The 21562-nt window shown below is 72.1% G+C and carries 19 protein-coding genes; 12 read left to right on the forward strand and 7 right to left on the reverse strand.

The genetic code is table 11. The features are described 5' to 3' along the window. Positions 1-232: 232 nt before the first annotated feature. From ACZ4D5_RS23775 to ACZ4D5_RS23790, 4 genes are all read left to right on the forward strand, one after another. Positions 233-1420: an aminoglycoside phosphotransferase family protein gene (locus tag ACZ4D5_RS23775; protein WP_467774395.1), complete on the forward strand. Its 1188-nt coding sequence runs from the start codon at positions 233-235 to the stop codon at positions 1418-1420. A 468-nt stretch (positions 1421-1888) separates the two neighbouring features. Beyond that, complete coding sequence (locus ACZ4D5_RS23780; RefSeq protein ID WP_467774396.1) at positions 1889-2722, forward strand: alpha/beta hydrolase; 834 nt, start codon at positions 1889-1891, stop codon at positions 2720-2722. A gap of 312 nt (positions 2723-3034) precedes the next feature. Further along, entirely contained in the window at positions 3035-3568 is a 534-nt protein-coding gene (locus ACZ4D5_RS23785) for a peptidase inhibitor family I36 protein (RefSeq protein WP_467774397.1), read from the forward strand. A gap of 90 nt (positions 3569-3658) precedes the next feature. Then, the gene (locus ACZ4D5_RS23790; protein WP_467774398.1) at positions 3659-4021 is read left to right on the forward strand and encodes a peptidase inhibitor family I36 protein; all 363 of its coding nucleotides are present in this window, start codon (positions 3659-3661) and stop codon (positions 4019-4021) included. 25 nt (positions 4022-4046) lie between these two features. Here ACZ4D5_RS23790 and ACZ4D5_RS23795 read toward each other — a convergent pair whose 3' ends face one another. Continuing rightward, on the reverse strand, positions 4047-5009 hold the full coding sequence (locus ACZ4D5_RS23795) for a DUF5937 family protein (RefSeq protein WP_467774483.1): 963 nt from the start codon (positions 5007-5009) through the stop codon (positions 4047-4049). 116 nt (positions 5010-5125) lie between these two features. Then, positions 5126-6763 (reverse strand): helix-turn-helix domain-containing protein, encoded by a 1638-nt coding sequence (locus ACZ4D5_RS23800; protein ID WP_467774399.1) that lies wholly within the window; start codon positions 6761-6763, stop codon positions 5126-5128. Positions 6764-6994: 231 nt separating this feature from the next. Here ACZ4D5_RS23800 and ACZ4D5_RS23805 point away from each other — a divergent pair, with 231 nt between their 5' ends. Further along, positions 6995-7402: a RidA family protein gene (locus tag ACZ4D5_RS23805; protein ID WP_467774400.1), complete on the forward strand. Its 408-nt coding sequence runs from the start codon at positions 6995-6997 to the stop codon at positions 7400-7402. Here ACZ4D5_RS23805 and ACZ4D5_RS23810 read toward each other — a convergent pair. Continuing rightward, on the reverse strand, positions 7392-7937 hold the full coding sequence (locus ACZ4D5_RS23810) for a hypothetical protein (protein ID WP_467774401.1): 546 nt from the start codon (positions 7935-7937) through the stop codon (positions 7392-7394). The genes ACZ4D5_RS23805 and ACZ4D5_RS23810 overlap by 11 nt on opposite strands. A gap of 610 nt (positions 7938-8547) precedes the next feature. Here ACZ4D5_RS23810 and ACZ4D5_RS23815 point away from each other — a divergent pair. From ACZ4D5_RS23815 to ACZ4D5_RS23825, 3 genes are all read left to right on the forward strand, one after another. After that, positions 8548-9135: a TetR family transcriptional regulator gene (locus ACZ4D5_RS23815; RefSeq protein ID WP_467774402.1), complete on the forward strand. Its 588-nt coding sequence runs from the start codon at positions 8548-8550 to the stop codon at positions 9133-9135. A gap of 278 nt (positions 9136-9413) precedes the next feature. After that, positions 9414-11405, forward strand: a complete 1992-nt coding sequence (locus ACZ4D5_RS23820) for an N-acetylmuramoyl-L-alanine amidase (RefSeq protein ID WP_467774403.1) — start codon at positions 9414-9416, stop codon at positions 11403-11405. Positions 11406-11490: 85 nt separating this feature from the next. Further along, complete coding sequence (locus ACZ4D5_RS23825; RefSeq protein WP_467774404.1) at positions 11491-11922, forward strand: NUDIX hydrolase; 432 nt, start codon at positions 11491-11493, stop codon at positions 11920-11922. Here the strand turns inward: ACZ4D5_RS23825 and ACZ4D5_RS23830 are convergent. From ACZ4D5_RS23830 to ACZ4D5_RS23845, 4 genes are all read right to left on the reverse strand, one after another. Then, on the reverse strand, positions 11827-13260 hold the full coding sequence (locus tag ACZ4D5_RS23830; RefSeq protein WP_467774405.1) for an FtsW/RodA/SpoVE family cell cycle protein: 1434 nt from the start codon (positions 13258-13260) through the stop codon (positions 11827-11829). The two genes, ACZ4D5_RS23825 and ACZ4D5_RS23830, sit on opposite strands and share 96 nt — an antisense overlap. Next, positions 13248-14396, reverse strand: a complete 1149-nt coding sequence (locus tag ACZ4D5_RS23835; RefSeq protein WP_467774406.1) for an LCP family protein — start codon at positions 14394-14396, stop codon at positions 13248-13250. Before ACZ4D5_RS23835 ends, ACZ4D5_RS23830 begins: the two co-directional genes overlap by 13 nt. A gap of 219 nt (positions 14397-14615) precedes the next feature. After that, positions 14616-16001 (reverse strand): sensor histidine kinase, encoded by a 1386-nt coding sequence (locus tag ACZ4D5_RS23840; RefSeq protein ID WP_467774407.1) that lies wholly within the window; start codon positions 15999-16001, stop codon positions 14616-14618. 49 nt (positions 16002-16050) lie between these two features. Continuing rightward, positions 16051-16728: a response regulator transcription factor gene (locus tag ACZ4D5_RS23845; protein ID WP_467774408.1), complete on the reverse strand. Its 678-nt coding sequence runs from the start codon at positions 16726-16728 to the stop codon at positions 16051-16053. A gap of 432 nt (positions 16729-17160) precedes the next feature. Between ACZ4D5_RS23845 and ACZ4D5_RS23850 the strand changes: the two genes are divergently transcribed. Genes ACZ4D5_RS23850 through ACZ4D5_RS23865 form a run of 4 tightly spaced genes read left to right on the forward strand, consistent with a single transcriptional unit; the run spans position 17161 to position 21390 of the window. Continuing rightward, positions 17161-18894: an ABC transporter permease gene (locus tag ACZ4D5_RS23850; RefSeq protein ID WP_467774409.1), complete on the forward strand. Its 1734-nt coding sequence runs from the start codon at positions 17161-17163 to the stop codon at positions 18892-18894. A gap of 53 nt (positions 18895-18947) precedes the next feature. Continuing rightward, positions 18948-20354: an ABC transporter ATP-binding protein gene (locus tag ACZ4D5_RS23855; RefSeq protein ID WP_467774410.1), complete on the forward strand. Its 1407-nt coding sequence runs from the start codon at positions 18948-18950 to the stop codon at positions 20352-20354. Continuing rightward, the gene (locus tag ACZ4D5_RS23860) at positions 20351-20476 is read left to right on the forward strand and encodes a hypothetical protein (protein ID WP_467774411.1); all 126 of its coding nucleotides are present in this window, start codon (positions 20351-20353) and stop codon (positions 20474-20476) included. Before ACZ4D5_RS23855 ends, ACZ4D5_RS23860 begins: the two co-directional genes overlap by 4 nt. Before the next feature lie 2 nt (positions 20477-20478). Next, on the forward strand, positions 20479-21390 hold the full coding sequence (locus ACZ4D5_RS23865; RefSeq protein ID WP_467774412.1) for an endonuclease/exonuclease/phosphatase family protein: 912 nt from the start codon (positions 20479-20481) through the stop codon (positions 21388-21390). The last annotated feature ends 172 nt before the right edge of the window (positions 21391-21562 follow it).

The raw sequence follows: 21562 nt of genomic DNA on the forward strand, positions 1-21562 counted from the left end.
CAAGCCCCCAGGTTCTCGGCTGAGTTGACAGTAACCCTCTGTCAGTTGCTGAGCGACTATTCGCCAGGGTTCGCCAGGGTGCGCCACATGGTGTGCCAGGGGACGACGGGTGTCAGGTAGGAGTGCGCCACCCCGACCCGGTCGCCGCAAGGCACTCCCCAGGGTGCACCCGAAGCGATCGGGCCGGGAGGCGCACGCAACTCGCAGGCACACGAAGGGATCTGTATCGCCCATGTACGCAGCATCGTCCTCCGTGTCCGCCCCGCCCCGGCCGCTCCACCCGCGCCCCCCGGTCCCCCGGACCCGCGAGGTGCCCCCCTCATCGGGGAACGGCCCCTATCTGGAGCCGTTGCGCCCCACGTCCGCGCAGCTCGGCGGCGGCCGCACGCGCCGAGTGCCGGGCGCCGGGAACCAACCGCTCAGCGGGAGACTCGACTTGTCCGGCCCCCAGGGGGCGCAGCTGCGCACCGCGATTGCCTCGGTGCACCGCATCTGCCCGGAGTTCAACCCGGTGCAGGTGCTCCGCAGAAGCGGCCGCACCGTGCTGCTCGTCGGTACGGCAGGGCGCAGCACCGCCGTCGCCAAGTGTTTACTCGATCACTCCCCTCTGTGGGCCGAGCGGATCAGGCACGAGATAGCGGCATACCGCGCGTTCGTCCGGCACCGTCCGCCGGTCCGGGCGCCGCGGCTCATCGCCGCCGACCCCGACGACTGCACGCTGGTGATCGAGCGGATGCCGGGACGCGTGGCGGCACTGCACCGGCACCCCGCGGAGGCCCCGCCGCGGGCGGACATCCGGGCGGCGCTCGGCTCCATCTGCCGCCTCAACCAGTGGCGGCCGCCGACGGAGATGTTCGGCAGGCCCTTGGACTACGGCAAGCGGATCTCCCGCTTCCACGAGCTGGGACTGCTGACCGACCGCGACATGGGCGACCTGCAGAAGCTGCTGCACGGCATCGCGCACTCGGTCGCCCATCAGGGCAACGGCCACCAGTCCATGTGGCAGTTCTGCCACGGCGACGCCCTGCTGTCGAACATCATGCTCTCGCCCGCCGGGCCCGTCCTGGTCGACTGGGAGCACGCGGGGTGGTACCTGCCGGGGTACGACCTGGCGACGCTGTGGGCGGTCCTCGGTGACGCCCCGGTGGCGCGGCGCGAGATCAGTCAGCTGGCACAGGCGGCGGGCCCGGCGGCGCGCGACGCGTTCCTGGTCAACCTGATGCTGGTGCTGACCCGAGAGATCCGTACGTACGAAACGGCCGTGCAGCGTTCGATGCACGAATCGGCCCCGGCGGCACCGGGCCCGGCCCATCCCGGTGCTGCGCCGTCCGGCGAGGAACAGCGGCTGCTCCTGAGGCGGCTGCACGACGACTGCCAGCTGGCCCGCCGGGCCGTGCGAGCGGCAGTCGGTACTCGCTGACGGGGACGGCGGTCCGCGGTGCGCCTTTGAGCAGTGGCGCACCGCGGACCTTCGTATGCCCCTGGCTACTACCTCATGACTATGACGAACCGCCTATGACGGACTGTCTATGACGGTCTGCCTATGACCGACTGCCTATGACGCGGCGAACTGCACCGCGTCCACGTCGAACGAGTTGTCCTGCGGAGCCTTGAACACCAGATACAGCTTGTGCGTTCCCGTCAGGGATCGAGCGGCACGGCGGGCGTGGACCGGTAGCTGTCCCAGCGGGATGCCCTGATGCGGGACGCCTTGAAGCCGGGCGCCTTGAAGCGGTGGCGGTGCCCTGCCGCGTGGGCCCCGGGCGCCGGTGAGCCCCGCGAGCCCGACGCGCCCCGCGACCGCACGATCCGGAAGGGCACACGGCAGTATCGGCCAGACCGCCAACTCTCCCTTACGGCACGGCACTTGCAACCGTAGCGTCAGGGTATGTCCGCTACCGACGCAGAGCAGATCGACCGGGCCAACGCCTCCGGTCGCACGCCCGCCGTGTTCGTGCACGGCCTGTGGATGCTGGCAAGCAGCTGGGACCACTGGCTCCCGCACTTCGAGGCCGCGGGGTTCGCCCCGGTCGCGCTGACCTGGCCCGGCGAACCGGCCACGGTGACCGAGGCCAGGGAGCGCCCCGAGGCGATCGCGGGCAGGACCGTGGGGCAGGTCGCCGATCATCTGGCGGGCCTCATCGGCACGTTGGAGCGCAAGCCCGTGGTGATCGGACACTCCGTGGGCGGAATGCTCACCCAGATCCTCGCGGGGCGCGGCCTGTCCACCGCATCGGTGGCCATCGACCCGGCGCCGTTCCGCGGTGTTCTCGCGTTCCCCGTGTCCACGGTGCGCTCGCTGCTCCCGATGATCGCCAACCCCGCCAACCGGAAGCGCGCCAAGCCCCTGACGTACCGCCAGTTCCGCTACGCCTACGCCAACGCCGTCAGCGAGGAGGAGGCCAAGGCGATCTACGAGCGGTACGCCGTCCCCGCGCCGTGCGCCCCGCCCATGCAGGCGGCCATGGCCAACTTCAACCCCCGCACCGAGGCCAAGGCCGACTACCGCAACCCGGGGCGCGGCCCGCTCCTGATCATCTCCGGCGGCCAGGACAACGCGGTGCCCTGGGCGCTCGCGAGCGGCGCGTACAAACGTCAGAAGCCCAACCCGTGCGTCACGGAAATCATCGAACTCCACGGCCGGGACCACGCGCTGACCCTGGACAGCAGGTGGAAGGAGGTCGCGGACGCCTCACTGACGTTCGTGCGCCGCTTCGTCTGACGGATCGCACGCATTCGCCTGACGGGCCGCACGTATTCGCCTGACGGGCCGCACGTATTCGCCTGGCGGGCCGCACGCGGAAGGCGCACCCGGCCTCCGGCAGAAATGGGGCGCGGGTCACCCCCGTTCCCCGCGGCCCGATCCGAAATCATGCCCCGGCAATTCCGGGAACGCGCACGGGAGTTCGATGTTTCGCGCTCCCCCGAAACCCATGTCTTTCCCTCCTCTCCCCTCTCTACCTTCGACATGTCCGAAGCCGCCCGCCGGCCCCACGGAAAGCGCAGGGCCGACGCGGCGGGAAAGAGAGGGAACATGCGTATCACTGCGAAGATCGCAACGAGCACCGCTGCCGCCGCCATGGTGGCGGGCACCTTCGCCGGCGTGAGCAGCGCCCAGGAGGCCGGGTCGACCGGTCATCCGCAGGGCGCCCGGGCGACGCTCGACGGAGACTCCATCGACCTGCGCACGTCCTGGGAGGGCGCGGACGTCTGCGAGGTCGGGGCGACCGGGAAGGCGCGCTGCTGGGACCGCGAAACCGCCGACACGCGCGCGGAGAAGGCCGAGTTCGCCAAGCAGTACAAGTGCGATCCGGGCTGGGTCTGCCTCTACGACAAGACCAAGCTCAGGGGCCGCATGCTCCGGTTCAACGACGGAGGGTGGAACAACCTCGGCACGTACGGCTTCAACAACAAGACGTCCTCGGTCTGGAACCGGCAGAGCGGAATCGGCAGCAGGGCCTGGTTCTCCACCAAGAACAGCGGCAAGGGCACTCAGTGGTCCTACGACCCCGGCAAGGTCAAGAAGATGGGCAAGTTCGACAACAAGGCGAACGCCGTCTATCCCTGATCGGGGCCTCTGCCCTTCACTGCGGCTCGCCGGTTCGGCCGGCGAGCCGCTTCGGCCCACGCATTCCTTGAACGGGAAAGGACGGAGAACATGCGTATCACCGCAACGATCGTGACGGGCACTGTTCTTGCCGCGATGACGGTGGGAAATTTTTCCGGTGCGGCCCATGCGCAGGAGGCCGGGTCGGCCGAGAAGAAGTGCAACAAAGGCTGGATCTGCCTCTACGCCGGCAAGAACTTCACGGGCCGCATGCTGAGGTTCAGCGGCGAGTACGCGGTCGACCTGACCGACTACGGCTTCGGCAAGAAGGCTTCTTCCTGGAGGAACAAGCAGTCCGGGCCGGGCGGCAACGCCTATCTCGACGGATTCGGTCCCAAGCTCAAGCTCAGGGCGGGTTCTTCGGACGGCGACATGGGGCGGTTCGACAACTGGGCCACTGCCCTGTACCCCTGATCGGCGCGGCATGCTTCCCGGCCCCTCAGGGCAGGGAAGCATGCGCACCGCCGTCGAGCAGATCAGCGCCCAGCTTCGTCACGATGTGCCGCACCCGTTGGCGTTCCCGCACGCTGGCGATCAGACCGGCCCGGCGCAGCACCGCCGCGTGTTCGCTGGCCGACGACAAGGAAACCCCCGCCCTCTTCGCCAACTCCGTGGTGGTGCAGGGCACTTGCAGGGTCTGTAGCACAGCGGCGCGCGTGGGGCCCAACAGGGGTGCGAGGCGGGAGTCCGGCGTGGTCGTCCGGTCCTGGACCGGCGGATGGGCCGGATAGACCAGGACGGGCGGCAACTCCTCGTCCAGGAGAGCGACCGGCCTGCGGCGGCAGAAGTACGAGGGAACGAGGAGCAGGCCGCGGCCGCCGAGGTGCACGTCCCTGTCGACCGGATAGTCGGCGCACAGCACCGAGGGCCGCCAGCGCAGCATGGGCCGGAAGGTGTGCAGCATCGCCTCGGTCCCCGCGCGGCACTGGACCCCGGTGCGGTGCCGCCGGTCGGCCTCGACGCGGACGGCGACGTCCTGCCACACGGGCCCGAGGACGCACTCGTGGTAGCGGTGGAGGGCCCGGCCCAGCCGGCGCAGTGTGCCGGCATCGCCGTCGGCGAGGGACCGCGTCCAGGAGGGCAGCGCGTTGTCCCGCGCCAGCAGGGTGAGTTCGCGGCGCAGCCGCCGTCTGGGAGTGGACAGCACGGCGTCGATCCCGCTCCCGAGACCGCCCGACGCCGCCGCGGGAGTGAGGAAGTCCGGGAAGTATCCGCGGGACGGCATCAGCGGAGTCAGCGCACGCAGCACCTGCTGCCGACGGGGAGCCCCCCACTGAGCGGTGGCGGGCGCTCCTTGCCTTGCGCGTTCCTGGAGTTGGTGCATGCTCAGGACGATCTCCCACAGTGGGTCCGGTTGGTCGGCGACCCTGGTGCGGGACAGGTCTCCCCCGGTGAAGTGCATGCGCAGCACGGCTACCCCCGACAGTCCGCTACGGCTCTGTCCCTACGCTAGAAGTCGCCGTGTTCGTCGGCCAATGTGCACGGTGCTCAACTACGGGCGCCGGTTGTGCACGCTGCTCAGGCGGTGCGCGCCGCCGTGATGTCCAGGGCGTGGACGACGTCGTAGGCACCCGCGCCGGTGGTCAGCAGATCGCGGCCGAGGACGGCCTCGGTGGCGCGCAGATGGGCACGGACCGTGTTGCGGCTGATGTCGAGGCGGCGAGCGGCGCGCTGGGCGTCGGTGTTGGCGTCGATCCACGCCTGAAGGGTGCGGCGCTGCCGGGGCTGAATGGGGCGGAGGACCGTCTGGGCCCAGGCGGCCGCGGCCTCGATGCTCAGCAAGTCGTCGAGCGTGGGCGGCAGTTGGTGGTCGTCGGCTTCGGGAGCCGCACAGGTGCTGCTCAGCGCGAGCGCCAGCTGGAAGGCGGCACGGCAGCGGACGTCGGCGAGGTCCTGCCCCAGGGCCTCTTCCGCACGTCGGAGATGGGCGGCGACGGTGTTGCGGCTGAGGCCGAGCAGCCGGGCCACACCGGACCGGGGGATGTTCACGGCCAGGCGGGTGATGTCGACGCTGGCCTTCGAGATCGAGTCGAGCGGCCGCAGGAACGCTCGGGCCCAGGCGAGGGCGGGCTGCTGGGGGAGCACGCCCGCAAGGGGCGTGCGGCCGTGGTAGAAGGCGACGCGGCCCGGGGTGGCGGGAGCGCCGGCGAGCGCGTGGACGGCCTGGCTGTAGGCCTCGGCCGTGGCCGTCAGGGGCTGCGCGCCGCTGACGCCCAGCGCATAGCGCGGATTCTCGCGTACGAGACGGAGCAGGGTCTCGCCCAGGCCGTGCGCCCGGTCGGCGGGTGCGCTGCTTCCGTCCCCGGCCTCTGCCTTCGCCGCGGCCTCCGTCTCCGTCGCCGCCGCTGTCTCCGCCGCCTCCGCCTCCGCCTCCGCGATGAGGCAGATCAAGTGCTCCTTGAACACGGGGCAGTGCACCATCAGGGCCGTGCCGTGGTAGCCGGAGGCGTCCTGGTGGGCCTGCGCGATCCGGTCGCGGTCGGCGCTCGGGCAGCGCAACAGGTGGATGCGCAGCCGGTCCGCGTCCAGCAGCGGCGGCACGGCACCGGTCGTCATCCGGCGGGCCAGCAGCGGTCCCCCCGCCAGCAGCCCGTGCAGCACGGCGAACCGCAACTGGCGTGCCTTGTCGTGGTAGACGCGCCCCATCCGGTCGCCGCCCTCCGCTCGGCGCAGGAGTGCGAGCACGTTGGCGGTGTACGAGGTCAGGGCGAGCGCCTGCGGAGTCGGCACCGCGCGGCCGACCACCACGAGCACCGGGCGCGGCCCGAACGGCCCGAGGGCTTCACAGCGCACGTGCAGCGATCCGTACTCCGTGGCGGCCGAGGCCAACTGCCCGTCGGACAGGCGCACCAGGAGGGGAGCGAGCGGGTGCAGCACCTCCCGGGGGAAGCCTGCCGTGGCCGACTCCACCGCGCCCGCGGCGTCCGCGACCACCGCGGCCTGGACGCCGGTCTGCCGGTGCAGCAAGTCGAGAATCCTGCGCAGGTCCGGCCCGTCCTCGCGGGACGCCTGGCGCCGCACCTCGCGCAGCAGCCCGCCGAGCCCTGCTTCCTGCCCCGGCTCCGGCTCTCGCTCCGGCTCCGGCTCCGGCTCCGGCTCCGGCTCCGGCTCCGGCTCAGACTGCTGCTCTCGCCCCGGCTCCCGTGCGTCCGCCACGCTTCCATGTCCCCTCTGCCGACGTCCCAGCTTGTCATCGCAACGGTGGACCGGGGAGTCCGGATATCGGCCCGGCTCCCTTGGCCATGGATCGGCGGCCGTTCGTGCCCGTGAACTGCTGGGTCACCTGGAGGTTCCCCAGTCACCGAAAAGTGCGTTCTTCCATGTCAGCGCGGGGTTTCCTACGGTTCCCCGGTAACCGCTGGAGAGCACGACGAGGAGGAGCTCAGCATGACCCTCACCCTGATGAACCCCGATGGACTGCCGGAGGTCGACGTCTATCGGCAGGTGTCGATCGCGTCCGGATCACGGCTGGTCTTCGTCGCCGGACAGGTCGCCGTGGACGCCGAGGGGGCCACGGTCGGCACGGGCGACCTCGCCGCGCAGGCCGAGCGGTGCTATCTGAACATCGCCACCGCTCTGGCCGCGGCCGGCGCCTCCTTCGACGACGTCGCGAAGCTGACCGTGTACGTCGTCGACTGGACCCCCGACAAGATGCCGCTGTTCCTGGACGGGATCGCTCGGGCGGCGGCGCACCTCGGCGGCACACCGGTGCCGCCCGGCACGCTCGTCGGCGTCGCGGCGCTGGCCGCGCCCGAGTATCTGGTCGAGGTCGAGGCGACCGCGGTCATCGACTGACCGGGGCCGCGGTGCGGCGTCGGTAGGAGCGTGCCGCCACGAACAGGCCGCCGCCCCACACCAGGAACTGGGGGATGCCGTAGACGACGGTCCAGGGGCTGAAGATCCCGTCGTCGCCGAAGTCGTCGACCAGCCGCACGGCGGCCCAGACGGTGTACAGGAGCAGGAGGGCCGAGACGCCGAAGGCGGTGCCCGCGAGGGTCCGGCGCGGCACGGGCCGCCCCGCGAGAAGCGGCGTCCACTTCGGGAAGACCAGGCCCCACGGTCTGACCAGACTCAGCGCCAGGACCCCCGCCAGCGCGGCGAGGCCGTTGAGCACGAAGAGGTACGGGCCGCCGCCGAGCTCGTACCAGTCGTGGAACTTGTCCTCGTCCGCCCACAGCGGGATGCCCAGCGCCCAGACGGCGTGCAGCGGGATGAACCCGACGGTCGCGGAGAGCGCCGAGGCGTACGCGGCGCGGACGGCCCGGAGCGACGGCGGGGCAACCTCGGCGGCCGTGCCGGGGCGGGGGACGGTGACGGCGTACTCGGACATGGTCCGTGCCTCCTGAAGGACGGTGCGAGGCGACCCGGTGGGGGCCGGACGTCACCTGGCGGGGATGGGAGTTCGGGTGCGAGAGCCACGTTTCCATCGGGCGCCCCGCCAGGGCGTCGAGCCGAGGAACGAAGATCACTCGTCCTGCGCGACGGCCGGGGCGCGGGGTCCCTCCCCCGCGCGGGGGAGCCGCTCCCATCCCGCCCCGCAGGGCAGTCGGGGGACGACGGCCTTCAAGGACAAGGCCCTCGTCCAGGGGCCTGTCCCTCCCCCGCCAGCCGTTCACACAGGGACCACACCGCCGTGCCCGTCGCCTCGTCCGTGGCGAACACCGGCCACGGCACACGGCGGCACTTGGCGTCGAAGGACGCGCCGGTGACACCCGCCAGTTCGGGGGGCGGACGCCAGATGGACGCTGGACCGGGCCGGCTCGGCGAGGTCGGCGCGGAGGACCGGGCCGAGCAGGCGTACCAGCGGGGCCGCCGGGCGGTATGCCCACGGGAACGCCCCCATCGGGGTGGCCCGGTTGCCGGGCGTGCAGGCGTGCCCCGGACAGGCGACGTCGACGGCGATCCCGTCGGGCTCGGCCCGGCGGGCGCACCGGTGGCTCATGGCCATCAGCGCGGCCTTGGTGGCCCGCGCCCGGCGGGCGATGAAGGCCGAACTGGCCCTGCTGGCCCTGGAGTTGTTCGCCGAGCGCGGCTACGAGGAGACGACGGTCGAGGACATCGCGCGCGCCGCGGGGCTGTCCGAGCGCAGTTTCTTCCGGTACTTCCCGGCCAAGGAGGACGTGGTCTTCGGCAGCGTCGGGTCCATGGCGGACGAGGTCACCGACGAAGTCCTCGCCCGCCCGGCCGACGAGGCCCCGTGGGGCTGCCCGCACCGGATGCTCGGGGCCCGGCAGGGCCGGATCCACTCCTGCGAGCGGCAGTTGGCGGAGCTCACGCTCATCGAGTCGACGCCGTCGCTGCGGGCCCGGCGGCACGGCAAGCGGGACGAGAGGCGCGCCCGGGTCGCCGAGGCACTGGCCGCCCGTCCGGGCACGGAGCTCGACGCGTTCGCCGCCGACGCGCTCACCTCGGCCGCGGCGGCCGCCCTCGACTCGGCGAACCGCGCCTGGCTCGCCTCCGGCGGAACCGAGGACCGGCAGACGCTGGTCGACCGCGCGTTCACGTTGCTGCGGCCCGTCGGCCCCTGACCTCGGGCGAAGCCTTCCCGCCCCGGGAGCCCCCTCCTCGCTCCCCCGAACAGGTGGATCTCCGTACCGCTCATTGGTCCACTCCACTGACGCACCGCAGGCGGTGGGGCCGCCCCTGGCGAAAACCCGCCCGTAACCCGCCGGGACCGGCGCTGACATGGGAAATCCCGTCTCCTGGGCATGATTGACGGATCGTCGGAGAGCCGGTACCACTGACGCACGCCCGGCCCCGCACGCCCCGTCACGCTTCATCGGCCCAGGAGTCCCAGGAGGCTGCATTGCGAGGATCCGCCACCGCCCGTACCCCGTCCGCGCGCAGACGCACCGTCAGGACGGCGGGCGCCCTCGCGTCGGCCGGTCTGCTGGTCCCGCTGCTCGGCGCGGCACCGTCGTCGGGCGCACCCCAACAGGCTTCCGCCACGCGGCTGCAGGGCGCCTTCGCGGCCGCCGCCGCCGAGTACCGCGTCCCGCAGAGCGTGCTGCTCGGCGTCTCGTACCTGCAGTCCCGCTGGGACGCGCACGGCGGCGCGGCCAGCGTCACCGGCGGCTACGGCCCCATGCACCTCACCGACGCCCGCGCCGCCCTGGCGAGCGCCCCGCACCACAGCGAGGGCAAGGAGGACCCGCGCGGCGACACCTCACGCCCCGCCCCGCCGCCCACCGCGAAGGTCCCGGAGGAGTCCCAACTCCCCGCCCGCCTCAAGACGTTGCCCCGCGCGGCCGAGCTGACCGGTCGCTCCGCGCAGGAGCTGCGCACCGACACGGCCGCGAACGTCGAGGGCGGCGCGGCCCTGCTCGCCGCCGCCCAGAAGAAGCTCGGCAAGCCGCTGAGCTCCGACCCCGCCGACTGGTACGGCGCCGTCGCCCGCTTCTCCGGCGCGGACGACGAGGCCACCGCGGCGACGTACGCCAACGACGTGTTCGCCGTCATCCGCGACGGCCAACGGCGCACCACGGACGCGGGCCAGCGCGTGGCGCTCGCGGCCGAGCCCGGTCTGCGGCCGGATGCCGCGCAGGTGCAGCGCATGGGGCTGCGCAAGGCGGCCGCGGGCGGGACCGAGTGCCCGAAGACCGTGTCGTGCGAGTGGATCCCCGCGCCGTACGAGGAGTTCAAGGACCCCAACGGCAATCCGGACTACGGCAACCACGACCTGTCGGACCGGCCCAAGAGCCAGAGCATCGACTCGATCATCGTCCATGACACCGAGGGCCGTTGGGAGGGAGTCCTCAAGATGGTCCAGGACCCCACCTACGTGTCCTGGCAGTACACGCTGCGCTCCACCGACGGCCACATCGCCCAGCACGTGAAGGCGAAGGACGTCGCCTGGCACGCCGGCAACTGGTACGTGAACTCCAAGTCGATCGGCCTGGAGCACGAGGGTTTCCTCACCGCGCCCGACACCTGGTACACGGAGGCGATGTACCGCACGTCGGCGCGTCTGGTGAAGTACCTCGCCAAGAAGTACGACATCCCGCTGGACCGCCAGCACATCCTCGGCCACGACAACGTCCAGGGCACCGTGCCGTCGTCGATCCCCGGCATGCACACGGACCCGGGCCCCTACTGGGACTGGCAGCACTACTTCACGCTGCTCGGCAAGCCGTTCCGCCGCACGGCGGGCCCGAACGGCGGCGTGGTCACGGTGGCGCCCCAGTACTCCAAGAACCAGCCGGAGTACACGGGTTGCGTCAAGCCCGGCGAGAAGTGCGTGCCGCACGGCTCGGCCGCGGTGCGCGTGCACACCGAGCCGCGTGACGACGCGCCGCTGATCAAGGACATCGGCAAGCGCCCCGGCGGCCAGGACTCCACGATCGACGTGAACGACGTCGGCGCGCGGCTCTCCACCGGCCAGCAGTACGCGGTCGCCGACCGCGAGGGCGACTGGACCGCCGTCTGGTACCTCGGCCAGAAGGCCTGGTTCAAGAACCCGAGGAAGCAGCCGACCGCGGTCGACGCGAAGGCCCTCGTGCTCACGCCGAAGGACGGCGCGAGCGAGATCCCGGTGTACGGGCGCGCGTACCCGGAGAAGGAGGCCTACCCGGCGGGCGTGCCCGTGCAGGCGGTCACCCCGCTCCCGTACAAGATCCTCGCCGGTCAGAAGTACGTGATCGGTGACAAGGTCCCGGGCGAGTACTTCTACGCCCCGACGTTCGACACCGCGCCGCACAAGGTGGTGCGCGGCAAGGACATGTACTACGTCGTCCAGTACGGGCACCGGATCGGCTATGTGCGGGCGGCGGACGTGAAGGTGGTGCCTTCCGCCTCGTAACCCCGCCCAGGGACAGTCGGGTCCGGGTCCGCGTGGGGGCGGGCCCGGACCCGACGTACGATCTCCGGGGAACCGGAGGTGCACCATGGGGGAACACGTGCGTTCGCGCGTCTCGGCGTACGCCGTCGCCACCGCGCAGGACGAGATGCTGCTGACTCGGCTCTCGGACGCCTCACCGGTGTTCGAGCCCGGACGGTGGCATCTGCCCGGCGGCGGGATCGATCCGGGCGAGCAGCCGCGCGAGGCGCTGGCCCGCGAGCTGCGCGAGGAGACCGGCCTCGAACTCCTGGGCGCGCGCCTGGTGGACGCGCGGACGTACACGGCCCGTCGGCTCGGGGTGAGCTGGCATCTGGTGGGGCTGTTCTACGTGGTCGAGCTCGCGCCTGGCCCCGTCCGGGTCGCCACCTCGGACGACTCCACGTCAGCCGTCGCCTGGCAGCCCCTGTCCGGCCTGGACGAGTCGACGCTCTCGCCGGCCGCCGTCGACGGGCTCGGGATGATCGGTCTGCGCGTCTGACACGGGTTCGTGCCCGAGGTCGCGGCGCGCCTGGTGGCTGACGGCCAGCAGAAGGGCGATCAGCAGCCAGTTGGCGACCATGGAGGATCCGCCCTGGGCGAGGAACGGCAGGGCCTTTCCGGTGAAGGGCATCAGGCCGGTGACGCCCGCGGTGATGATGAACACCTGGAACGCGAGCACCACGGACAGGCCCGCCGCGAGCAGCTTCCCGAAGGGGTTGCCGCAGGTGAGGGCGGTACGGAAGCCGCGCGCCACCAGCAGCGTGTAGAGCAGCAGGACCGCCATGACCCCGGCCAGGCCGAGCTCCTCGCCGACGGTGGTGAGGATGAAGTCGCTGCGCCCGGCGAAGCCGATGAGCTCGGGGTGGCCCTGGCCGAGGCCGGTGCCGGTGACGCCGCCGCTGCCGAAGCCGAACAGGGCCTGGGCGGCCTGGTCCGAGACGAGTCCCGCGGGGCGCTGGTCGGGCGGCAGGTAGATGTCGAAGGGGTGCAGCCAGGCCACGACGCGGCCCCGGACGTGGGGTTCGGTCGCGCCGACGGCGGCGGCTCCCACCAGCGTCATGGCGATGCCGCACGCCACCCAGTTGGTGCGTTCGGTGGCGATGTAGAGCATGACGACGAAGACGCCGAAGAAGAGCAGCGACGTGCCCAGGTCGCGCTCGAAGACCAGGACCAGCAGGCTCAGCAGCCACACGGCGGCGATCGGGCCGATCTGCCGTCCGTGCGGCAGCGTCATGCCGAGCACGCGGCGTCCCGTGCAGGCGAGGGCGTCGCGGTTGAGCACCAGGAAGCCCGCGAAGAACACCACGATGCCGACCTTCGCGAACTCGCCCGGCTGGAAGGAGAGCGGGCCGAGGTACACCCACCGCTTGGCGCCGTAGGTGTCCCCGGGGAAGAAGGCGGGCGCCATGAGCAGGGCCAGGGAGGCGGCCATGGTGACGTAGAGGTAGCGCTGCAGCTGCCGGTAGTCGCGCAGGGCCCAGAGCACGACCACGGCGGCGGCCACCGCGAGGACGGTCCACACGAGCTGCCCGCCGCTCGCGGGGGCGGAGTCGAAGCGGGTGGCGTAGGCGTGGTCGAGACGCTGGATCAGGACGAGACCGAGGCCGGTGAGGAGGAAGGCGAGCGGGAGGATCAGCGGGTCGGCGTACGGGGCGAACCTGCGCACCGCGAGATGGGCGGCGGTGGCGAGGCAGAGCTGGGAGACGCCGAAGCCGAGGAGCTGGGCGGGGAGTTCACCGGTCAGCGCGAGGCCCGCGGCGGCGTGGCCGTAGACGACGACGGTCAGGGCGAGGGCGAGCAGCAGGGCCTCGGCGCGCCGGGCGTTCAGTCGACGCACGGCACACCGCCTCCGTCGACTTTCTGCTGCGGGGTACCGGAGTCGGAATCGGAATCGGAGTCGGACGGCGTGTCGCCCGAAGCGGGCTTGTGGGCGTGCCCCTTCTCGTCCGGCTTCTTCTCGTCCGCCCCTCCTATCTGCTCCTGCACGCGTCGCCGTATCAGGTCGCGGTCGACGATGTTGACGTCCTCGCCGTTGTGCTTGGCGAAGCTCTCCACCGGCAGGGTGGTGAACTCCACCTTGCCGCCCGTGAGGTTCTTGGCCTGCTGGACGAAGGAGAAGACGCCCCAGCCCTTGTCGAGGACCACGTTGTCCTTGACGACGTCCTTGAGGTCGAGCAGGCGGGCGGGGTTGGTCAGCGTGCCGAGGCTGTTGACCTGGTGCAGGGCCGAGGCGAGGAACGCCTGTTGGCGGCGGGTGCGGTCGAGGTCGCCGCGCTCCAGACCATGCCGTTGGCGTACGAAGGCGAGGGCCTCCTGTCCGTTCAGCCTCTGCCGGCCTGCGGGGAAGTCGGCGCCGGAGTAGCGGTCCTTGACGGGCTTGTTGAGGCAGACCTCGACGCCGTCGAGGGCGTCGGCGAGACGGTAGAAGCCGGAGAGGCTGACCTCGGCGAAGTGGTCGACGGGGACGCCGAGGAACTGCCGCACGGTCCTGATCTGCGACTGGCGGCCGGCTTCGCGCCCCGCGCGCTCCAACTCCCGCTGGTCGGTGACGCCTTGGGCCCGGAGCCTGCTCTCCTCGTCCGCCTTCGCGAGACCGTACGCCTTCTTGATCTTGTCCTTGCCGTGGCCGGGGATGTCGACGAGGTCGTCGCGCGGGATGGAGAAGCCCTTGGCCTTGCCGCCGTCGGCGGGGACGTGCAGCAGGATCAGCGTGTTGGCGTTGTACCCGCCGATGTCGGAGCTTCCCGCGTGCAGCTTCTTCAGGACGTCGGCCGGGAGGTCGTCGCCGTTCTGGTCCTTCCGCGTGTCCAGGCCCATGAGCAGGATGTTCGTCGAGCCGTCCTGGGACTTGGGGGCGTCGGAGCCGAGGGCGGAGGAGGATCCGATGCTGTCGATCTCGCGGTACAGGTACCAGGCGGCCGCACCGCCGCACAGCACGAGCACCACGGTGAGAACCAGCAGCGTACGCAGCACCCGGCCCCGGCGGGAGGGGCCGCGTCGACGCGCCGGCCTGGCGCGCGCACGGTGTCGTCGGGGGTGAGGGCTGACGGCGCGGTGCTGAGGCATGGGGACGATCCTGAACGCCCTTTCCTGAGCGCTTCCTGAGGAGCCGGAAGGGATCTTCAGGAAAGGGGGCGGGGGAAGCGGCCGCCGGTCGTCAGGAGTTCGCTCCGGGACGGGCAGCGCCGGCCGTCACGCGTTCGCCCCCGGCAGGCGCAGGACGAAGCGCGCGCCACGCGTGCTCGGTGCCACCCGCAGGGTTCCCCCGTGGGCCTGGGCGATCTCCCGCGCGATGGCCAGACCAAGGCCCGTGCCGCCGCTGGTGCGGTTGCGGTCGGCTTCGAGGCGGGTGAAGCGGTCGAAGATCTTCTCCCGTGCCTCCGGGGGGATGCCGGGGCCGTCGTCCGACACCTCCAGCGACGCCGTGCCGGTCGCCGGGTCGGTCGTGGCCGTGACGCGCACCTCGGAGTCCGCGAAGCGCTGGGCGTTGTCCAGGAGGTTGGCGAGCAGGCGCTCCAGCTGGCTCGGGTCCGCCCGTACCAGTACGGGGTCCTCCGCTTCCAGGAGCAGCGGTACGCGCGCGGAGCGGCGGCGGGCGAGCTTCTCGGCCGCCAGCAGGGACAGGTCGACGAGCTGCACGGTCGGGGGCTGTCGCGCGTCGAGGCGGGCGAGGAGCAGCAGGTCGGCGGCGATCCGCTCCAGCCGTACCGTGCTGTCGAGCGCCTGCTCCAGGGAGGCCGCCGTTTCGGGGGCGGGTTGCTTCAGGAGCGCCAGTTCCAGCTCGGCGCGCGTCGCCGCGATGGGGTTGCGCAGTTCGTGCGAGGCGTCGGCGACGAACTCCCGCTGCCGGGACACCGAGCGCTCCAGGCGCTCCAAGGTGTCGTTGACGGTGCGGGCGAGGCTGGTGATCTCGTCCTGGCCGCCCGGCGCGGGCACTCTGCGGCTGAGCCGGTCGGCGGTGACGGCGGCCAGCTCCTTGCGGATGGCCTCCACCGGGCGCAGCGCGGCGCCCGTCACGGACCAGGCGATGAGGCCCGTGAGCAGGACGACCAGCGGGCCGCCGACCAGGACGGTGACGCCGAGCGCCCGTTCGGCGTCGGACACGGCGTCGAGGACGGTCAGCGCGTAGACGTAGCGCTCGCCCTGCGGCGACGGCGTGCGGACGACGGCGACGACGCTGGTGTGGCTGGCCAGGGCGGGGGCGGCGGCGAAGTCCCGTACCGCCGAGTCGTCGCCGGGCCCGGGCCGGAAGCCCGCGAGGGCCTTGGCGCGCGCGGCGGGGTCGGGCGCGGTACTGGCCAGCGCCCGGCCCTGCCCGTCCAGGACGAGCAGGGCGTCGACGCCGCCGTCGGGCTCCGGGAGGTCGCGCGGCAGACGGCCGGGGTCGGCGGCGATGTCCGCGACGGCCTGGCGGGCGGCGAGTTCGGTGCGGGCCGCGGCGTTCTCCATCAGGTTGCCGCGCAACGTGACGTAGAGCCAGCCGCCTCCGATGGAGAGGGCGGCGACCATGATCAGCACAGCCGCGGCGGTGGCCCTGGCCCGCAGGGTGCGGGGCAGCCGGGGCCGGAGCCGGCGCACGAGCCGGGCACGGCGACTGCCGGGGGCCTCCCCGGAAGCGGGGGGTTCGTCAGGGCGCATCGGGGGCCAGCCGGTAGCCGATGCCTCGCATGGTGCGGATGGTGTTGCGGCCGAAGGGGGCGTCGACCTTCTTGCGCAGGGAGCTGATGTAGACCTCGACGATGTTGGGGTCGAGGTCGGCCGGTGAGTCCCAGACCTCGTCGAGGATGTCCTGCTTGGAGACCGTGCCGCCGTCCGCCGCCAGCAGGCAGCCGAGCACCTCGACCTCCCGCGCGGTCAGCTCCACGGTCTGCTCGCCGCGCTTGCACAGCCGGGCCACGACGTCGAGCGTCAGGTCGCCGACCTGCAGGGTCGAGGGCCGCTCACGCCCGGCCCTGCGGCCCAGGGCGCGCAGCCGGGCGAGCAGGACGACGAGCGAGAAGGGCTTGGTCAGATAGTCGTCCGCGCCCGCGTCGAGCCCGTCGGCCTCGTCGTACTCGCTGTCCTTGGCCGTCAGGATGAGGACGAGGGCGTGCTTGTCCAGGGTCCGCAGGCGTCGGCAGACCTCAAGGCCGCTGAGCCCCGGCAGCATCAGGTCCAGCACGATCACGTCGTATCCGCCGGTCAGCGCCATTTCGAGGCCCGTGTGCCCGTCGTGGGCGACATCCACCCAGTGGCCGTCCGACGAGATGGCCCTGCGGAGGGTGTCGGCGAGTGCGTGCTCGTCTTCGATGACCAGGATCTTCACGGCTCAAATATCACATATCTCGTAAATGCGACGCGGACTGCCCACCCTACGGTGCTCTTCCTGAGCGCTCCCTGAGGAAGCTGAACCCCGAGGTGACCGCGCCCGCAGGCCGAAGCTGAAGGCGGGCTCAGATCGCTCAGGTTGCCTTCAGAGGCCCGGCCGCATGGTGGTGGGGCGGCGCGAGAACGCGCTGCCCGAGGATGTGAGGAGGTGGTCGTTGTGCTCTACGGCGACCCTCCCAGTCGCGCGTCCCGCTGTCCCCTGTGTGCCGTTCCCGCAGGACAGCCGCGGCGGTCCGCCGCCTGACGTGCGCCGTGGCCCGGCCCCTGCCGCGCCCCGACGTGTCGTGCCCTCACCACCCGTCCCCCGGGCCCTTCCCGCGCGGCCTCGCCGCGCCGTGCCGTCGTGCCCGCAGACCTTCCGGGTTCCCCCATGTCGAAACTCCGTCAGTTTCCCTCCCGCGGCGCCGTGCGCGTCGCCCGCATGCGCCCCGTCGACGTACTCGTCCTGCTCGGCGTCGTCGCGGTCTTCTACCTCGCCGCCCGGGTCGGCGCCTCGGCCGACCAGCCCTTCGACGCCGATCGGCCGCCGGTCGTCTCCACCGACCCCGCCGAGCTGCCCTACTACGCGGCGCGCTCCCTGTTCCGGATGTTCGCGGGCCTCGTGCCCGCCGTGATCTTCACCTTCGTCTTCGGCACCTGGGCCGCCCGCTCGCGGCGCGCGGCCAAGGTGATCGTGCCGGCCATCGACATCCTGCAGTCGGTGCCGGTCCTGACCTTCCTGAGCATCACCGTCACCGGCTTCATCGCGATGTTCCCCGGCTCCACGCTCGGCCTCGAACTCGCCTCGGTCTTCGCCGTGTTCACCGCGCTGGTGTGGAACATGACGATGGCCTTCTACCAGTCGCTCATCACCCAGTCCAAGGACCTCGACGAGGCGGCCCGGCTGATGCGCCTCACCCGCTGGCAGCGGTTCTGGAAGGTGGACGTGCCCAGCGGCATGATCGCCCAGGTCTGGAACGGCATGATCAGCTTCGGCGCGGCGTGGTTCGCGCTCTCCGCCTCCGAGACGATCAGCGTGCACGGCCGGGACAACGGCCTGCCGGGCGTGGGCTCGTACGTGGCGCGGGCCCTCGACAACGGCGAGGGCCCGCGGGTCGCGCTGGCCGTCGTCGTCATGATCGCGATGGTCGTCTCCGTCAACTTCTTCTTCTGGCGGCCGATCACGGCCTGGGCCGAGCGGTTCCGCACCGAGGACTGCGAGATCGCCGAGCAGCCCCGCAGCTGGTTCCTGGACCTGCTTCGCCGCTCCACGGTGCCCGCGCTGCTCGGCCGGATGCTGCGCCCGGCCGGTGAGCGCCTGGACCGCGCCATGCGCGTGCTCGGCACGAGCCCGGGGCGGCTGCGCCACGACCCGGTCCGGCGCAGGCGCGCCGACCTCGTCTTCCACGCCCTGTACACGGCGGCGGTCGCGGCGATCCTCTGGCAGGCCTGCTCGTACATCCTGGCCCACGTGCCCGTGGGCGAGATCGGCCACGCGGCCTGGCTCGCGCTCGTCACGTACGGCCGCGTCATGGTCCTCGTGGTGTTCTCCACCCTGGTGTGGGTGCCGATCGGCGCATGGATCGGCATGAACCCCAAGGTGAACCGGATCGCCCAGCCGATCGTGCAGGTCCTTGCCTCCTTTCCGTCCAACTTCCTCTTCCCCCTCGCCGTCGTGGTGCTCGGCGCCTCCGGCATCTCGCTGAACTGGGGCGCGATCGCCCTGATGGCGCTCGGCGCCCAGTGGTACGTCCTCTTCAACGTCATCGCCGGCGCCAGCTCCATCCCCGGCGATCTGCGCGAGGCCGCCGACGACCTGGGCCTGCGGGGCTGGCTGCGCTGGAAGAAGCTGATCCTGCCGGCCGTCTTCCCCTCGTACACGACCGGCGCCCTCGCGGCGTCCGGCGGAGCCTGGAACGCCTCCATCCCCGGCGAGCTCGTCAGCTACGGCACGACGACGCTGACCGCCGTCGGCATCGGCGCGTACATCACGCAGGCCACCGACTCGGGTGACTTCGCGCGCAACTTCCTCGGCGCGGTCCTGATGAGCGTCTACGTCGTGATCATCAACCGGCTGCTCTGGCGCCGTCTGTACCGCTTCGCCCAGCGGCGCTGCGCGCTGTGAACCGCCGCGCCCCGATCCCCTTCCCCCTCCTCCCGTCGCACAGGAGCGATCCCATGAAGAACGACATCGCCAAGAACAACGGAGCCCGTGCCAGGAACAACAGGGCCCGCGCCAGGAACAACATCCCCGTCCACCACGTCCCCGTGCGCACAGAGACCTCCGTCATCGCCGTGAGCGGTCTGCACAAGCACTTCACCGCGCCCGGCGGCGACAGGCTGCCCGTCCTCGACGACATCAACTTCACCCTGCGCGAGGGCGAGATCGTCGCGCTCCTCGGCCGCTCGGGCTCCGGCAAGTCGACGCTGCTGCGGCACATCGCCGGGCTCCTCGCCCCGTCCAGCGGCACCGTGCACTACCGCGGCCGCCCGGTGGAGGGACCCAACCCGGGCACGGCCATGCTCTTCCAGTCCTTCGCCCTGATGCCGTGGCTCACGGTGCAGCAGAACGTCGAACTCGGCCTGCAGGCACGGGGCGTGGAGCCGGTCGCACGCCGGGAGCGGGCCGTTGCGGCCATCGACATGGTGGGCCTCGACGGCTTCGAGAACGCGTACCCGAAGGAGCTCTCCGGCGGCATGCGCCAGCGCGTCGGTTTCGCCCGCGCCCTGGTCGTGGAGCCGGACGTGCTCCTGATGGACGAGCCGTTCTCCGCGCTGGACGTGCTGACCGCGCAGACCCTGCGCAACGAACTCCTCGAACTGCTCACCCACCCCGAGAGCCCCACCCGTACCGCCCTCCTGGTCACCCACTCCATCGAGGAGGCCGTCCAGCTCGCCGACCGCATCCTCGTCCTCGGCACCGACCCCGGCACCATCCAGGTCGAGCTGCGCGTCGATCTGCCGCGGCCCCGCAACCGCCACACGCGCGGCTTCGAGGCCCTGATCGAGGACGCCTACGAGTCGTTGACCGGCGAGCGCGCCGAACTGCCGCCCACCGTCGGCACGCACGACCCGCTGCGGGCGGCGGCGCCCCTGCCGCAGGCTGACGTGGAGCAGCTCACCGGGCTCCTGGAAGAGCTCGACGAGCGCGGCGGCACCGTCGAACTGGCCGTCATCTCCGACGCGTTGTCCTACGAGGTCGACGACCTGATGCCGCTCGTGGAGGCGGCCGAGATGCTCGGCTACGCCCGGGTGGAGACCGGCAGGCTCCGCCTGACGAGCGCCGGGCGCGGCTTCGCGCTGGCCGACATCCTGACCCGCAAGCACCTCTTCGCCGGCGCCGTGCTCGCCAACGTCCCCCTCATCGCCACGATCCGCACGCTCCTCATGGCGTCCGACGGCGGACGGCTGCGGGAGCAGTACGTGACGGACCGGCTGCGCGCGAGCTGCTCGGAGCACGGCTCACGGCAGCAGCTGGGCACCGCGATCACCTGGGGCCGTTACGCCGAGCTGTTCGAGTACGACGCCCGCGACGGTGTCCTGCTGCTGCCGCGCGAGGACCGCGGCGCGGGGAGCGAACGATGAGCGTCCCCTTCCTCTGCGCCGCGCTGTTCGCGGCCTCGGTGGCGGCCGTCGGGTTCGCCTGCGCCGGCTGGGGGTCCTCCTGGCGGCGCCCCGGCGGCGATCTGTGGAACGGACCGGTCTGACGATGCGCATCGCCGTCCTGGCGCTCCTCCTCGCCGCGCTGCTCGTCTTCCCCGGCCTGCTGCCGAACACGCCGGGCCACCTGGGCAGCCTGGCCGAGACCGCGCTGCCGTGGTGCGGCCTCGGCATCCCGCTGCTGCTGGTGTGGGCGACCGTCCGCCGCTCCCTCAGGGGGGCGGCGGCCGTGCTGGTCCCCGCCGTCGCGTGGGCCGCCGTGTTCGGCCCCGGCATCGTCGCCGAACGCGCCCCCGGCCGCTCCGACCTCCAGGTCCTGACCCTCAACGTCGGCGGCGACCGCACCACTCCGCAGGACGTCGCCCGCGAGGTACGGGCCACCGGCGCCGACGTCGTGGCCCTGGAGAAGGTGCCACGGCCCGCCATGCGTACGTACGAACAGGAGCTGCGCGCCGCCTACCCGCACCGGGCGACGGGCGACACGCTCGGCCTGTGGTCCCGCTATCCGCTGCGCGGGGTCGAACGCCTCGACCTGGGCGGCGCCTGGCCGCACGCGATCAGAGCCGTGGCCCGCACGCCCGTCGGCGACACGGCGGTGTACGCGGTGCGCCTGCCGTCCGTGCGCGTCGGCGTCACCAAGGGCTTCGCCGTCCGGCAGCGGGACGCGAGCGCGGCGCGCCTCGCCGAGCGCGTCGCGAGGGACCGGACCCCGCACGTGGTGCTGCTCGGGGACCTCAACGGCAGCCTGCGCGACCGGGCCCTGGCGCCGCTGACGCGGGGGCTGCGGTCCGCGGACGACCGGGCGGGGCGGGGCCTCGGCTTCACCTGGCCCGCCGCGTTCCCCCTCGTCCGCATCGACCACGTCCTGGTCCGCGGGCTCGCACCGACCGGTGCCGCCGTGCTCCCCGACCTCGGCAGCGACCACCGTCCGGTCCTCGCGGGGCTGCGGGCCGACCGGTGAACCGGGCCGCGGCCAGAGGGCGAAAGTCCCCGCCTTTATGGACTTTCGCCTACGAGGCCGGACGCATCGGCCTGTGACGATCGAGACGTACGGAAGATCATCTGCCGCGCCGTCAACACCGGTTTTCGCGCCGGTAGTTGCCGGTTCCCGGCAGTCGCCCATCTCGCGGAAG

Source organism: Streptomyces sp. NPDC025651 (assembly GCF_055558735.1).